This window comes from Peribacillus sp. FSL H8-0477 (assembly GCF_038002765.1).
GTDB lineage: Bacteria > Bacillota > Bacilli > Bacillales > DSM-1321 > Peribacillus.
Map to the genome: position 1 here is coordinate 56,724 of NZ_JBBODE010000003.1, position 15,855 is coordinate 72,578.

Below are 15,855 nucleotides of genomic sequence, written 5' to 3' on the forward strand. Positions count from 1 at the left end.
TACCGATATTAAACTTCCATGTCTGAAGCTGAGAAAGACCCAGGTAATACTTCTTGGATCGTCGTCTCTACTGTGTCACCTTTTAAATTAGTCAAAAAGATTTTTGTATCGTTATCACTGAATTCAGCAATAACTTGTCGACAAGCTCCACATGGTGAAACAGGTCCTTCAGTGTCTGCAACAATTGCTATTGCTTTTATCTTTCTTGTACCTTCTGAAACGGCTTTGAAAATGGCCGTCCGCTCCGCACAATTTGTTAGACCGTATGAAGCGTTTTCAATGTTTGACCCCTGATACACACGTCCGTCCTCTGTCAGCACAGCCGCTCCAACTTTGAACTTAGAGTAAGGTGTATACGCTTGTGTACGAGCCGTAATTGCTTCGTTAATTAACATTTGTTTATCCATAATTAACTCCCCATTCTTTAACATTTTTTCAAAACAGCAGGAAACGCTTTCACTACATTTAAAAAAATATATTTTTATCATGGGGGCTTAAGATGTCTGACCTCTAACCTCCAACATCTATATAGTACAATAGATGATCAGGAAAAGTAAACAAAGAATATTATTAAGAAATAATTTCCATTCTGGATTTTATTTAAGAAACATTGATACATCAGCATTTATAGAGCGTTTTGTATTTATAATTCACAAAATGTCTACATTTTTTCTATACCAATAGTATGATACATTCATATTATTTCAGATTTTTTATATGAAAAAGGACTTACTTTTTCATTTCTCCTGTCCTATTAGAGAAAACAAAAAAAACTACTTTTTCCGGTTCAAATGAACAAGAAAAAGTAGTTCCTCTTAATAAGCTCCCCGAATATAACGTTTCACACTGTTTTCATAAAAGCTTCCTATCCGTATGTGTTCTTTTTCAGTAAATGGCTTAGTATGAATAGCTTGGAGATTTTGTTCAACTTGCTTTACGTTCTTAAACCCTGGAATGGCACATGTTATGGCATCTTGGTCAAGGATCCAACGTAAAGCAGCACTGCTTAAAGATTCACGTCCCTCCGCTATCCAGGAAAGTTCTTCAGTAAGCTCTACTCCTTTCGAAAACTCAAGTCCTGCAAAGGTTTCTCCTACATTAAACTGCTCACCATTTGCGTTAAACTGCCGATGATCATCGTTAGCAAATTTCGTATCATTTGTGAATTTACCTGTTAGCAGGCCGCTTGCAAGCGGCACACGTGCTAACACTCCGACTCCTTGTTCTTTAGCTGCAGGGAGAAGTTCCTTAAGCGCTTTTTGACGAAAGACATTGAAGATCACTTGTAAAGCTTTTACCCCTGGATTAGTCAAACAAAAGAGTCCTTCTTCCACCGTCTCTACACTTACACCATAATGACGGATTTTCCCTTCTTGCTGTAATTTGTCCAGGACATCAAATACATTCGTATTTTTTAAGATTTCTAGAGGAGGACAGTGAATTTGATATAAATCAATCCGCTCACGGCCCAGTCTCTTTAAACTAGCTTCACAATAGGCACGAACTGCCTCTTCAGAATATGTTTGAGGGTCATGTACATCACCTGCTCTACAGAACTTGGAAGCGATATAAATTTGATCTTCTTTGCCTTTAGTAGCTTCACGAAGTAACTCTTCACTTCGGCCATTTCCATATACATCTGCCGTATCAAAGAAATTGACACCAAGCTCCATTGCACGATGTAAACCTAACAGCGCATCTTCTGTCGTAGATTCCCCCCAGTCACCCCCTATTCCCCATGTTCCAAAACTAATCTCACTAACGTTTAATTCTGTATTTCCTAGTTTTCGAAAATTCAAAAGAGAAGTCACTCCTTTAGTTAAGATGATTTATTTTTATTGTAAACGTCGAATCCAACAGCTATTAAGAGAACCAGCCCTTTAATCGTTTGTTGATAATCGACACCTAACCCGATTAACGACATACCGTTGTTTAGTACACCCATAACCAGTCCACCGACTACCGCTCCAATCACAGTTCCTATCCCTCCATAAGCAGAAGCACCGCCGATAAAGACAGCTGCTATCGCGTCTAACTCAAATGAGTTTCCTGCTTTTGGAGTAGCCGCATTCAATCGAGCTGCAAATAGTAAGCCGGATAGTGCAGCAAGAACACCCATATTTACAAATACCCAAAATGTCAGCCATTTTGTTTTAATCCCAGAAAGCTTAGCCGCTTTCTCATTGCCGCCTAGGGCATATAAATGACGGCCTGCTATCGTTTTATTCGTAATGAATGAGTATGCAACAATTAAGACAACTAAAATGACTAGGATATTAGGAATTCCTTCATAGGAAGCTAGGAAATAAGCAAATACATTCATCACGCCTACAATGAGAATTAGTTTTAAGGCAAATAACCACATTGGCAAGATGTCGAAGTTATAAGAAGCTTGTTGTTTTCTTTTTCTTATTTCCCCCCAGATTAATATCAGAGAAATAACCACTCCAACAATCATCGTTAACAGATCTAAATCACCCGACTTATTAAGCCCTGGTATAAACCCTGAACTCATTTGACGAAATGAAGCCGGAAATGGTGCAATCGATTGTCCATCTAAGACAAGCATGGTAAGGCCGCGGAAAACCAGCATTCCAGCTAACGTAACAATAAACGCAGGCACCCGTAAAAACGCCACCCAAAAACCTTGCCACGCACCAATTAAGCCACCAATAATCAGACAAAGCACAACAGACAGCCATACAGGTAAATTCATTTCTACCATAAAGATTGCTGACATCGCTCCTACAAACGCGACAACCGAACCTACTGAAAGATCAATATGCCCGAGGATAATTACGAGAAGCATACCTATCGCTAGAACAAGGATATAGCTGTTTTGAAGAATTAAGTTCGTAATATTAATTGGTTTTAATAGAACACCTTCTGTTAAAATTTGAAAAAGAATCATAATTAGGACTAATGCGAGTACCATGCCATACTGTCTTAAATTATTTTTGAACAAACTAGCAAGCGTCTTCATTGCTGCTCCACCCCTGTTCTAGTCATATATTTCATTATTTTTTCTTGTGTAGCATCTTCTCTAGTGAATTCAGCGGTGAATTTGCCTTCTCTCATTACATAAATACGATCAGCTATCCCTAGTATTTCAGGTAACTCTGACGAGATGATAAGCACGCCTTTGCCTTGGTCAGCTAATGTATTAATAATAGAATAGATTTCATACTTAGCCCCGACATCAATACCGCGCGTCGGCTCATCTAGGATAAGAATGTCCGGTTCCGTAAACATCCACTTGCTCAAAATCACTTTTTGTTGATTTCCCCCGCTTAGGTTCATTGCTTTCTGCAATATGCTCGGACTTTTTATATTCATTTGTTTCCGGTACTTTTCTGCCTCTATTACTTCTTGATGATCATTTACAATCGTATTCTTAGAAATTTTTTTCAAATTAGCTAAGGTAATATTCGTCTTGATATCTTCTTCTAAAACCAGACCGTACTGTTTTCGATCTTCTGTCACATAAGCAATTCCGTTGTTGATTGCTTGGGTTATATTTGTTAATTTCAGTTCTTTTCCGTCTTTAAATAACTGTCCAGTAATTTTTTTACCGTAAGCTTTCCCAAAAATACTCATGGCAAGTTCCGTTCGTCCCGCCCCCATAAGTCCAGCTATCCCTACAATCTCGCCGCTGCGAATAGAAAAGCTGACGTCTTCCACAATGTTTCTCTCCGGATTAGCCGGATCTTGAACTTCCCAATTCCGAACTTCAAAAATCGTTTCTCCAATTTTAGGCGTATGATCAGGATAACGATTCGTTAAGTCCCGGCCAACCATTCCCTTAATAATCCGGTCCTCTGTAACATGATCTTTCTTCATATCAAGTGTTTCTATTGATTTGCCGTCACGTAGTATGGTAATGGAATCTGCAACCTTAGCAATCTCATTTAGTTTGTGAGAAATAATAATAGAGGTCATCCCTTGTTTTTTGAATTCAAGGAGTAAGTTAAGCAGATTTTCACTATCGTCTTCATTTAATGCTGCAGTTGGTTCATCAAGTATTAATAATTTCACTTTTTTAGAAAGTGCTTTTGCTATTTCAACCAGTTGCTGCTTACCAACACCTAACTGGTTAATGGGCGTGTTTGGTGATTCATTTAAGCCAACAACATTCAACAATTCCTTTGTCTTAGCAATGGTTGCATTAAAATTAATGATTCCATTTTTTGCTTGCTCGTTACCAAGAAAGATATTTTCTGCAATAGATAAAAAAGGAATAAGAGCTAGTTCTTGATGGATGATGACGATTCCTAGGTTTTCACTTTGTTTTATATCTTTAAATTCACAGACTTCATTTGAAAATAGAATATCTCCTGTATAACTACCATGCGGGTACACACCGCTTAGTACTTTCATTAAGGTTGATTTCCCTGCACCATTTTCTCCACATAATGCATGAATTTCTCCTTCTTTAATTTGTAAGTTCACGTCATTTAACGCTTTAACGCCCGGAAATGTTTTAGTAATATTTTTCATTTCCAATAGTACTGATGACAATGACTTCACCCCACCTCATATTTTTGGATACTGCCTGACGGGAAAGCGATGCGCCGGCAGTATCCATATATGTTAGATTATTGACCTAGTTGTTCTTTTGTATAATATCCACCGTCGATTAGTATTTCTTCATAGTTTTCTTTATCAACAACGACTGGATCTAATAGATAAGCTGGAACCACTAATTTACCATTATCATACGTTTTTTCATCATTAACTTCCGCTTCTTTCCCTTTAAGAACAGCATCAGCCATTGCTACTGCTTGTTTAGCCAAAGCTCTCGTATCTTTATAGATGGTTTGAGTTTGCTCACCAGCAATGATTGATTTAACAGAGGCAAGCTCAGCGTCTTGTCCTGTGATAATCGGAAGTGGTTTACTAGTTGAACCATAGCCAACACCTTTTAATGAAGAGATAATGCCGATGCTGATTCCATCAAAAGGAGATAAAACTGCATCTACGCGCTCAGAGGAATATTTAGAACTTAATAGATTATCCATTCTTGATTGAGCAGTTGCTCCGTCCCAACGTAATGTAGCTACTTGCTTCATATCCGTTTGTCCGCTTTGTACAACTAATTTCTTGGAATCAATATACGGCTGCAAGATTGACATCGCACCGTCAAAGAAGAAGTATGCATTGTTATCATCTGGAGAGCCGCCAAATAATTCAATGTTGAATGGTCCTTTACCATCTTCAAGGCCTAGCTTGTCGACAATATATTGTCCTTGTAAAACTCCTACTTTAAAGTTATCGAACGTTGCATAATAGCTGATATTATCTGTACCTTTAATCAATCGGTCATAAGAAATAACTTTGATGTCCTCATCTCCAGCTTTCTTTAACACGTCTGTTAATGATTCCCCATCAATGGGTGCTACAACTAAAATATCGACACCCTTCGTAATCATATTTTCAATTTGAGAAACTTGGTTCTCGATGATATCTTCACCATATTGCAGATCCGTTTTATAGCCTAACTTTTCAAATTCCTTTTTCATATTTTTTCCGTCACCGACCCAGCGTTCTGAGGATTTAGTAGGCATGGAAATACCTACGGAACCGCTTTCTTTCCCGCCGGATTTCTCATCACCGCCACAAGCGGCTAGTGTGAAGATCATGACAAGCATTAATATTGAGCCTAGTAATTTCTTCATAAATTGTATCTCTCCCTTAAAATTAGTTATCACTATCATCTATCTATAACGTTATGAAAATAGAAAGAAAATAGAGACAGTTCAGAAATGTATTCGCTTCCATGACTATCATACTACTTGTAAGCACAAGTAATCTACTAAAATTTTACTTGTACGAACAAATATTTTCCTTTTTTTTGATTATATGAAAAAAAACTCCTTTTAAGAAGGAGTTTAAACACTTACTATCCTATTTTTTTTGTAGACTTTCGAATGACTAATTCTGGTTTATAAAGAATACTAGGATTTCCTATTTGATCTTTGCTCTCGATTAACTGAATAATCGTTTCAGCAGCTTGACGTCCCATTTCAAATTGAGGATGCTTAACAGAAGTAAGCTTCACTTCCGAAGCGGTTGCTAGATTAGAGTCATCAAATCCTACTACTGATAAGTCTTCTGGAACACTCATCCCCAGCTCACGAATGATATCCAGCATAGAGAGGGCAATTTCATCATTGTAACAAAATAAACCAGTCGGACGAACTTCCGCTTTCATAAGTGAGGTAAATAGTTCTGCCGCTTTTGTGTATTTTTCTTTTGTCGTATAGGAAACGATCATTTCTGGTAAGATGGGAACTCTATATGTACGATGGGCTCGAATAAATCCTTGCATTCGCCTTACACCTTGTAAATCATCCGTTTTAAATAAGCCGGCAATTCTTGTATGTCCAAGCTTCAGCAAATGTTCAACGGCTAAATAACCGCCTAATTCGTCGTCAAGTGTTAAGCTATATGGATTTAATTCTGGGTAGTACGCATTAAGCATCAGATAGGGGGTTTTTCTTCTTTCTAGATTCAAGTAATACGTTAAATTCGGATTATAATAATTACTTTTTGTAGGTTCTACAATAAGACCTGATATCTGACTGCCAAGGATTTTTTCTAAACACATTCTTTCCTTGCTGACATCGTTATTCGTACTGTATAGCTGTAAATTATACCCCATTTTGCTTAAATACGATTCCGCCCCGTTAATAATCTGAGGAAAGATATAGTTTGAAATATACGTCGTCACTAGCGCAATTGTTTTTTCAGTAGAATGACTGACAGCTTCCCGATCAGCACAATACGTTCCAGAGCCTTGTTCTGTGTATAACCAGCCTTCGTTGACAAGATCATTAATCGCTTTTCTTACCGTATGTCTGCTTACACCAAAATGAACGGTTAATTCTGATTCAGAGTTAATCCGCTGATGAGGCAGATATTTTCCATTTATGATAAACGATTTGATTCCCTGCTTTACTTGTTCGTATTTTTTCATAGTAGGGTAACAGCCTCCAACCCACAACTAACGCTAAGCTATGGATTATTTATATTCATTTGTACGTATAACTATAAATTATAGATCATTAAAAGACATACTTGTACCTAGATTAATCTATATTTCCAGCTTTTTCAAATGAAGATTTTGAAAAACTTGTAAAAAACGTATTCTAGTTAACCATAATATAGTTATGTATATATGAATGCTACTCTTGAAACAAGAGGAAACATGATATACTAGAAAAGGATTGGAAGTGAGGAAATGGCGACACTTGAAACCTTAGAAGAACGTATAAGAGAAACCGAACGAACCATTATGAATGCCAAAAAGGGAAATTTAAAAAACCCAGTCGACATAAGTGATTATGAAACGTATTTAAACTACTTGAAACAAAAGAGAAACAGTAAACAGAAACAACTTTCAAGAGAACAAGCCAAAAAGTAGTCATAATAAAAAGGAGCAAAATTCTGCTCCTTTTTTATCTATCACTTACTTTTTATTTAATGACTCCCATGTGCTTTCAAGCCATTTATCAAAATCTGCTCCCTTTTCACCCTCGTACGTATCATAGATATCTAACCGCATATTCTTTAATTTCTCTTTAAAATCATTATACGTATGATCTTTAGGTAAGCTTTTTTTAATTCTTAACAACGTTTTTGACGTGCCTTTAATTAGATCTCCTTGTTTGCGTGTTGGTGCTTTAAGGCCATCCGTTAAACCTAATCTCTTTAGTTGACGGTAAGCAGCTTCTTGAACTTTATACACAGCGTCATCGTTCATAAGGCGTACTAAAATATCAATTGTTTGTGTATTTTTAGACTGTCCTAGTTCTTCAACCGCATCTAATCGCTCACGCCAATCAGATTTTCTGCCGGCCGCTTTTTTTAGTTCTTCATAATTTTCAGGTAGTCCAATTGTTTGTTTGTTAGTCAAAATAGTCATTCTCCTTCTGTGTTTATGTAAAAATCATGTTTACTTTTAAAATAAACCTGCTATTACAATCCGCAATTTACTAAGAAATTTTTTCTTATCTTTCTTATTATACTCTATTCCTTATGCTAACATAATAAAAGTCTTCATCTTTCTCTACGTTTTCATGAAAAACAGGAAAAACATAGGCATCATTCATGTCTGCCATCGTTTTCCCCTGCCATATTTCCTGTTTAAACTTTTATCACTCGAATGGATAACGAAGCTCCCATTGCTTACGAATTTCATCGATGATTTTCATGATGCCCAGTGATTCATCAAGCGGCATGATCAGACTTTCTGTCATTCCTTCCTGTATACATCTGCTGACTTCTTCGGCCTCGAACGAATAACCATCTGTACTGCGATCATCTGTAAATGTTTCGACTACCTGATTGTCTCGGAATAATGAGGCTGTTTTTGCCATCAAAAAATTAGGAATGTAAATCGAGCCTTCTGTTCCATAGATATAAGCATCATTGTTAAGATTTAGACGTACCGCTCCGTTAAGAGAGGCTGTTTTTCCATTAGGATACGACAGCAAGACGGAGAATTGCTCATCAACACCTGTTGAGCCAATGTGGGCTGTACTAGTTATCTTATCGGGGCTGGTGCCAAGGACCATAGAAGCAAACGAAATAGGATAAATCCCAGCATCCAAAAGCGCCCCGCCTCCTAAGTTAGGATTAAGCAGTCGATTGGTCGGATCCCAATCTGTACGAAAACCAAAATCTGCTTTTAACAGTTGAACTTCACCGATTTGTCCTTCCGCAAGCCATTGTCTAACCTTTTGGATAGACGGTAAAAAGCGCGTCCACATCGCTTCCATAAGAAAGAGTTTATTCTCCCTGGCATACTGGATTAATTCCACTAGTTCTGCAGAGTGAACAGTAAACGGTTTTTCGCACAGTACCGCTTTCCCCGCACGTAAACTAGTTAACACATTTTCTTTATGAAAAGGATGTGGTGTGGCAACATAAATGACATCAACATCCGCATCAAGAACCAATTCTTGATAACTTCCATAACTTCGTGGAATAGCATGTTCCGCTGCAAATTTTTGAGCACTTTCACTTGTTCTCGAACCAACAGCCGTTAACTCCGCCGTTTTCACCTGTTTTAAATCAGCCGCAAATTTTTCTGCAATCCAACCCGTACCCATAATGCCCCATTTTGTTAGAGTCATATTTTCTCCTCTTTTCCCTTATTTAGTAGTTATATCCATTTTAATACATTGCACTAGCCTATAAAAGAATAAAGCTTTCCTATTTTTGCTTTACGTGTTTACTAGTCTCCTAAAAGTATAAAAATCTCTTTGACATTATGTATAAAACAGAGTAAGTTACAATAGTAATATATTCAAATAATCAGATATACAAACACAATACATTACTTACAAAGAAGGTTAGTCGTATGCACCGAAAATGGGGATTTACCGGAAGATATCGTGACTATTCACTTAAAAATCTTCAAAAGGATTTATTAGCTGGGCTTACGGTAGGTGTCATTGCCATACCGCTTGGAATGGCCTTCGCTATCGCCTCTGGTGTCAAACCAGAGTATGGCATTTATACAACGATTATTGCGGGAATATTAATCGCACTCTTCGGTGGTTCGAAGTATCAAATTGGTGGACCAACGGGGGCGTTTGTTCCGATTTTATTTGGAATCGTTATGTCCTATGGGTATGAAAATCTATTGATTGCAGGTTTTCTCGCCGGATTTATTCTTTTATTTATGGGTATGTTTAAGTTAGGTTCATTAATTAAATTCATACCTAAGCCCGTAACCGTTGGGTTTACATCAGGAATCGCTGTGACTATTTTTGAAGGACAGATTACAAATTTTTTAGGACTAACCGGGATTAAACATCAAGAAACGTTTATAGAAAATGTTCAAGAACTAGCCATGCATCTTGATACAGTCAATGTATACAGTTCGTTGACCGCAGTTATTTGTCTCATAACGATTCTTTATACACAAAAGAAATTTCCGAAAATTCCTGGACCACTGATTGGACTCACGGTCTCTACTGTGATCGCCTCTTTATTTTTCTCAGACCAGGTAGCCACAATTGGTTCCGCGTATGGTGAAATACCGAATACTCTCCCCCATTTTCATATTCCAGACATTACGTTTGCACGGATCGAACAAATGATTGCTCCAGCATTTGTTATTGCTATGCTTGGAAGTATTGAATCACTGTTATCAGCAGTGGTTGCTGATGGAATGACGAAGAGTAAACATAATAGTAACCGTGAATTAATCGGCCAAGGCATTGCCAACATTATCACGCCATTGTTTGGCGGCATACCTGCAACTGGTGCAATTGCAAGAACGGCAACAAATATCAAAAACGGCGCTGTTTCTCCATTCTCAGGTATTATTCATGGGGTTATTGTATTACTGATTTTAGTAGTGTTCGCTCCATTAGCCTCAACTATTCCTTTAGCTAGTATGGCTCCCATATTGATGGTCGTCGCGTGGAATATGAGTGAAAGAAAAGTATTTTTTCAGTTAGTAAGATTAAGAAATGCCGATGCACTCGTTTTAATCGTGACGTTTTTATTAACGATTTTTATGGATCTTACCGTTGCCGTAGAAGTCGGATTATTGCTCGCTCTGCTTTTATTTGTAAAAAGGATGAGTGAATCATTGATTACAGTTAAAGCTTTACCTAATCCAAACCATAAGGGAAATAAGGTAGAAACTCAAATGGTGACAGATATACATGACTGTCCGCAAATTAACATCTATAATATAGAGGGTCCTTTATTTTTTGGCGCAGCGCAAACCTTTGAGCAGACAATCATGAATACCATAAACCTAACACCTGAAGTATTAATTTTAAGAATGAATAAGGTTCCTTTTATTGATACTACTGGTGAATCTTATCTATCAACGATCGTACATGATTTTTCTAGACATGGAATGGTGTTAATTGTGGGTATTACCCAACAGCCTAAAAACTTACTTACTAAAACTGGTTTGACTGATTTTTTAGGAGAAAACCACTTCTTTGAACATACTGGAGATGCTATTACTTTTGCTCTTCAACAAGTAAATGAAAATAAATGCTTAGGTTGCAAGCACTTTGCATTTAGGGAATGTACGGCACTTTCAAATCCAATTCAGAAATAATGAAGGCTACACGTTATGTGGAAGGTGAGAAAAGTATGAAAAATCTTGAAATGCAGCAGTTTAAATCCGACTTCTTTAAAGCACTTGCCCATCCTCTTCGGATTAGAATTCTTGAATTATTAGCTGAAAGCGATAAAAACGTTAATGAAATTCAAACCCTTGTAGGCAGTGAGGGATCTGCTGTCTCTCAGCAATTGACTGTATTACGGGCCAAGAATATTGTTACAGGAACAAAAGAAGGAAACCGTGTTATCTATTCTTTAAGAGATCCAATGATTATAGAACTATTAGCTGTTGCCAAGCAAATTTTTAATAATCATCTCGTCGATACAATCACTATGCTCGATAAATTCAAGACCCCGGATCCACAGACTAACGATAAAGAATAACGAAAAGCATTTCTTCTCTCTAAAAGAATTGCATTTTCACCACTAAAGCTTCATAATCATTAAGCGGATCTTGCTTAATGATTATTAAACTCGCAATAAATAAGGTATAATGGAAGCGAATGAATAAGTGCTGTCTTTTCAATGCATTTGAATGAAGTGGACTTATTATCAAGACATTTATTAGAGAATCGTATTTTTAAGTCGAAAGAGAGTGAGAAAATATGGGTCGTAAGTGGAACAATATTAAAGAGAAAAAAGCTTCGAAGGATGCAAATACAAGTCGTATTTATGCAAAATTCGGACGGGAAATTTATGTGGTAGCAAAGCAAGGTGAACCTGATCCAGAATCAAATCAAGCTTTACGTGTCGTTCTTGAACGGGCAAAGACGTATAATGTCCCAAGAGTCATTATTGACCGTGCGATCGAAAAAGCAAAAGGCGGTTCAGAAGAAAATTATGATGAGCTGCGTTACGAAGGTTTCGGGCCGAATGGTTCTATGGTCATTGTTGATGCGTTGACTAATAACGTTAATCGTACAGCATCAGATGTTCGTGCGGCATTTGGTAAAAATGGCGGCAACATGGGTGTAAGCGGCTCGGTTGCTTATATGTTTGATGCTACTGCCGTAATTGGTATTGAAGGAAAATCTGCAGATGATGTTCTTGAGCTATTAATGGAAGCGGATGTTGATGTTCGCGATATCATTGAAGAAGACGAAAGCGTCATTGTTTATGCTGAACCTGATCAATTCCATACTGTCCAACAGGCATTCAAGGATGCAGGTATTACTGAGTTTACGGTTGCTGAATTAACAATGGTTGCCCAAAATGATTTAGCTCTCTCAGAAGACGCACAAGAACAATTCGAAAAAATGATTGAAGCCTTAGAAGATTTAGAAGATGTACAGCAAGTCTACCACAACGTGGAGCTAGGCGAATAATCAACAAAAAAAGGAGCTGAGTTCAGCTCCTTTTTTGTGTTTACATAGAGAAACACATGCCATTCTGTCAGCATAGAATAGTGAATAGGCGGTGAGAACTATGCACATTAGGCCAACGAAGAATTATGAAATCATTGCAAAACTAAATCGACATGTTCACTCCTTGCATGCCGCACTTTATCCTAAGCACTTTAAAAAATATAACTATCCAGAAGTTAGAGAAACCTTTAAATATTTAATAGACAATGATCAGTTTATTTTTCTTCTATTAGAGGATCACAAAAAAGCAATTGGCTACGTATGGATAGAAATTATCTTTTATCCAGAAAATGCGTTTAGAAAGAGTTACGAGTCGATTTATGTACATCAGATAGGGCTAAGAGCGGATCAAAAGAAAAAGGGGTATGGAACACTTCTTATGGATGAGGTATACACGATTGCAAAGAAGCATGATATTGAGTTAATTGAATTAGATTACTGGTTTGAAAATACTGATGCTAAAGAGTTTTATAAAAAGCATCAGTTTAGCAATTGCAGAGAGTTTGTGTATAAGCAATTGTAAAAGGCATGTTTGAAAAATCAAACATGCCCCTTTTATTAAATCACTTTTACCTTCGTTCCAATAATGACCTCTTTTGATACTTTCGTAATAACATCTTCACGTACTTTATAAAGCATGGCAATTGGATCCGCTTGAACTAATGGAATTAACCCTGGGATATCTTCGGGGTCAATAGAATATTCAGTGAAATCTTCCGGCAGGTTAATATCTTCTCTGAGTGAGATGATTTTCTCAATACACTGTTTTAGACACGTTTCTGAATCAGGTGACGCATCATCGACACGTAAAGCCTCTGCTAACCCTTGAATCTTATTCAGATAGAGTTCTGGGAGATGCGTCATAACATTCGGTAATAACACGGCATTGGCCAGTCCGTGCGGAATATTATACTTTGCCCCAAAACTATGAGCAAGATTATGCACCGGTACCGCATCAACTGCCAGGCAAAAACTTAAAATCGCCATAGAACTTGCTTGCAGCATATTCGAACGGGCTGCTAGGTTTTTCCCTTCATGAACGGCCGTTTTGAGGTTATCTATGACCAATCTAATTGATTGAAGGGCCAAAGCATCTGTCATGGCATTTGATTTATTTGAAAAATATCCTTCAATCCCATGTGTGAGGGCGTCCATCCCGGTGAAGGCAGTAATTTTCGGCGGCAGACCAAGTGTTAAATCCGGGTCCAATATTGCATAGTCGGCACTAATATATGGATTAAAAATATTACATTTAACCCCTAATCGTTCATTAAGAATAACTGCACCTGGAGAAACCTCTGAACCCGTACCCGCAGTAGTTGGGATTGCAACATGCGGTGTAGCAAATGGCTGTGAATCTCGACCTTCTGCTAGCGTCCCCATCACAGCAAGACTGATATCACTCACCTTATGATGGATGGCCCATTTAACGCCTTTTACGGTATCCATTACACTTCCACCGCCTAATGCAATCAGGCAATCGCCATTTCTTTCTTTGTAAAAAGAAATGGCCTCATTAATATAGCTGGATTTTGCATCTTGTTCGATATTATCAAACACGCCTGCTAGTTGAATACCTGGTACTCTTTCGAATAAATCAATTATTGATTGTGTAATGCCGGCATTTGTTAACCCTTTGTCTGAATAAAGAACAGGTCGTGTGCCTCCTAACTGTTTAATAACATCCGGAAGTAAAATACGAGTACCTGAACCACTTTTTATAATTGTATGTTGGTAATATTCATAATAAGATGTTACTTTCATAAGATCTCCTCCACTTATATCAACTTTTTTTATTCAGTATCTGCTCTTCATTCTTATTAAAAGATCAAACCGAAACTTTTACGTTGACCTATTTCACTTGCAAGAGATGTATGAATATGTTTTGTTTCCGTATACTCATCGAACATTCTTTTCCCTAATTCACGACCCGTTCCGCTTTGCTTATAACCGCCAAATGGGGCGTCATTTCGGAAAGCATGCCAGTCATTAATCCAAACAGTACCCGCTTTCAACTTGCCCGCGATTTGATTGGCTTTTGTAATGTCTTTAGACCAAACTCCTGCTGCTAGTCCATAAACAGTATCATTGGCAATGGCAATCGCTTCTTCTTCAGTAGAGTATTTGATGACGGATAAGACTGGACCAAAAATCTCTTCTTGCGCAATTTTCATGTCATTCGTTACATCAGCAAAGATCGTTGGTTCAATAAAATAGCCTTCATCCAGATTCTCTCCAGAAGCTCGTTTCCCTCCGCAGACTAATCGTGCACCTTCATCTAAACCCGATTCAATATACGATAAAACAGTTTCCATTTGATGCTTAGATACGACAGGTCCCATACCCGTGGCAGGGTCCATTGGATTGCCAAGCTTAATTTTTGAACTTGCAGCTGCCAGCTTTTCAACCACTTCTTCATAAATGGAATCATGAACGAGAAGCCGCGTTCCAGATTCACATACCTGACCAGAATGGAAGAAGACACCGAATAAAATACCAGGAATCGCTGTTTCAAAATCCACATCCGGAAGTACAATTGATGGAGACTTACCTCCTAGCTCGAGGGTCACTTTTTTGATTGTTCCAGCTGCTAAGCTCATAATCTTCTTTCCGACCTCAGTTGAACCGGTAAAAGCCACTTTATCTACTTGCGGATGCGTAACTAATGCCTCTCCAACCACTCCGCCGGGTCCTGTTATAACATTGAACACACCAGGCGGCACACCCGCTTCTATTGCTAGTTCAGCCAACTTCAACGTTCCAAGCGGTGTATTGGTGGCAGGCTTCACAATAATTGAATTACCCATTGCTAAAGCAGGAGCAATTTTCCACATTGCTAAAATCAGCGGGAAATTCCACGGCGTGATAGCGGCGACAACACCCAGCGGCTCTCGAACAATCTCACTTCTGCTGGCCCCTACATAATCGACAACTGGTAAAGGCTCAACAAATTCATATTTCAAAGCGTAATCAGCTGTATCTTTAAGTGTCATAGCAAGCTGCATGATATCTGCTCCTGCGAGCTTTCTTATCGTCCCTCCAGAACTTATGCCTTCTAAATAGATAATTTCATTTGCATGTTCCTGTATTTTGGCAGCAAAACGCAATAAGACTTGTGAACGTTCGGCAACAGACTTATTCGACCAAACCCCTGATTCAAATGTTTCACGTGCAGATTTTACGGCTTGCTCAACCTCTACTAGCGAGGATTTAGCAGCTTTCGCGGCAATCTGACCATTGGCAGGATTCACAATGTCAAAGGTCTCCCCATTCGAAGCAGGCACCCATTCTCCATTAATATAATTTGCAAATTCGGTTACTTTCGTTTCAACAGTCATTGTATAATCCTCCTTCAATTGATAAAAAATGAACGAAAAGAGTCTACTTATAAAGC

Annotated in this window: 15 protein-coding genes; 5 read left to right on the plus strand and 10 right to left on the minus strand. The window is 38.0% G+C overall.

What is annotated here, in order from left to right; translation table 11 throughout:
* Positions 1–8 precede the first annotated feature (8 nt).
* From MHI18_RS21405 to MHI18_RS21430, 6 genes are all read right to left on the minus strand, one after another.
* Positions 9–431: a cytidine deaminase gene (locus MHI18_RS21405; protein ID WP_340850402.1), complete on the minus strand. Its 423-nt coding sequence runs from the start codon at positions 429–431 to the stop codon at positions 9–11.
* A 384-nt stretch (positions 432–815) separates the two neighbouring features.
* Entirely contained in the window at positions 816–1,799 is a 984-nt protein-coding gene (locus MHI18_RS21410; RefSeq protein ID WP_340850403.1) for an aldo/keto reductase, read from the minus strand.
* Between the two features lie 20 nt (positions 1,800–1,819).
* Positions 1,820–2,983 (minus strand): multiple monosaccharide ABC transporter permease, encoded by a 1,164-nt coding sequence (gene mmsB / locus MHI18_RS21415; protein WP_340850404.1) that lies wholly within the window; start codon positions 2,981–2,983, stop codon positions 1,820–1,822.
* On the minus strand, positions 2,980–4,497 hold the full coding sequence (gene mmsA / locus MHI18_RS21420) for a multiple monosaccharide ABC transporter ATP-binding protein (protein ID WP_445670053.1): 1,518 nt from the start codon (positions 4,495–4,497) through the stop codon (positions 2,980–2,982). The genes mmsB and mmsA overlap by 4 nt, the downstream gene beginning before the upstream one ends.
* A gap of 98 nt (positions 4,498–4,595) precedes the next feature.
* On the minus strand, positions 4,596–5,675 hold the full coding sequence (gene chvE / locus MHI18_RS21425) for a multiple monosaccharide ABC transporter substrate-binding protein (protein WP_340850406.1): 1,080 nt from the start codon (positions 5,673–5,675) through the stop codon (positions 4,596–4,598).
* Positions 5,676–5,899: 224 nt separating this feature from the next.
* Positions 5,900–6,976 (minus strand): GntR family transcriptional regulator, encoded by a 1,077-nt coding sequence (locus MHI18_RS21430; protein WP_340850407.1) that lies wholly within the window; start codon positions 6,974–6,976, stop codon positions 5,900–5,902.
* Between the two features lie 264 nt (positions 6,977–7,240).
* Between MHI18_RS21430 and MHI18_RS21435 the strand changes: the two genes are divergently transcribed.
* Positions 7,241–7,423: a hypothetical protein gene (locus MHI18_RS21435; protein WP_340850408.1), complete on the plus strand. Its 183-nt coding sequence runs from the start codon at positions 7,241–7,243 to the stop codon at positions 7,421–7,423.
* A 45-nt stretch (positions 7,424–7,468) separates the two neighbouring features.
* On the opposite strand, the gene MHI18_RS21440 is transcribed toward MHI18_RS21435, so the two are convergent.
* Entirely contained in the window at positions 7,469–7,924 is a 456-nt protein-coding gene (locus MHI18_RS21440; RefSeq protein ID WP_445670054.1) for a HEAT repeat domain-containing protein, read from the minus strand.
* Between the two features lie 232 nt (positions 7,925–8,156).
* A complete protein-coding gene (locus MHI18_RS21445; protein WP_340850410.1) occupies positions 8,157–9,137 on the minus strand; it encodes a Gfo/Idh/MocA family protein in 981 nt (326 codons plus the stop codon).
* A gap of 227 nt (positions 9,138–9,364) precedes the next feature.
* On the opposite strand from MHI18_RS21445, the gene MHI18_RS21450 reads away from it, so the two are divergent.
* From MHI18_RS21450 to MHI18_RS21465, 4 genes are all read left to right on the plus strand, one after another.
* On the plus strand, positions 9,365–11,092 hold the full coding sequence (locus MHI18_RS21450) for a SulP family inorganic anion transporter (RefSeq protein WP_340850411.1): 1,728 nt from the start codon (positions 9,365–9,367) through the stop codon (positions 11,090–11,092).
* Between the two features lie 35 nt (positions 11,093–11,127).
* Positions 11,128–11,481 (plus strand): ArsR/SmtB family transcription factor, encoded by a 354-nt coding sequence (locus MHI18_RS21455; RefSeq protein WP_340850412.1) that lies wholly within the window; start codon positions 11,128–11,130, stop codon positions 11,479–11,481.
* 221 nt (positions 11,482–11,702) lie between these two features.
* A complete protein-coding gene (locus MHI18_RS21460; RefSeq protein ID WP_040375527.1) occupies positions 11,703–12,422 on the plus strand; it encodes a YebC/PmpR family DNA-binding transcriptional regulator in 720 nt (239 codons plus the stop codon).
* Positions 12,423–12,522: 100 nt separating this feature from the next.
* Positions 12,523–12,984: a GNAT family N-acetyltransferase gene (locus MHI18_RS21465; RefSeq protein ID WP_340850413.1), complete on the plus strand. Its 462-nt coding sequence runs from the start codon at positions 12,523–12,525 to the stop codon at positions 12,982–12,984.
* Between the two features lie 35 nt (positions 12,985–13,019).
* On the opposite strand, the gene MHI18_RS21470 is transcribed toward MHI18_RS21465, so the two are convergent.
* Together MHI18_RS21470 and MHI18_RS21475 are read right to left on the minus strand one after the other, a co-directional pair.
* On the minus strand, positions 13,020–14,225 hold the full coding sequence (locus MHI18_RS21470) for an iron-containing alcohol dehydrogenase (protein WP_340850414.1): 1,206 nt from the start codon (positions 14,223–14,225) through the stop codon (positions 13,020–13,022).
* 56 nt (positions 14,226–14,281) lie between these two features.
* A complete protein-coding gene (locus tag MHI18_RS21475; RefSeq protein WP_340850415.1) occupies positions 14,282–15,799 on the minus strand; it encodes an aldehyde dehydrogenase family protein in 1,518 nt (505 codons plus the stop codon).
* Positions 15,800–15,855: the final 56 nt, after the last annotated feature.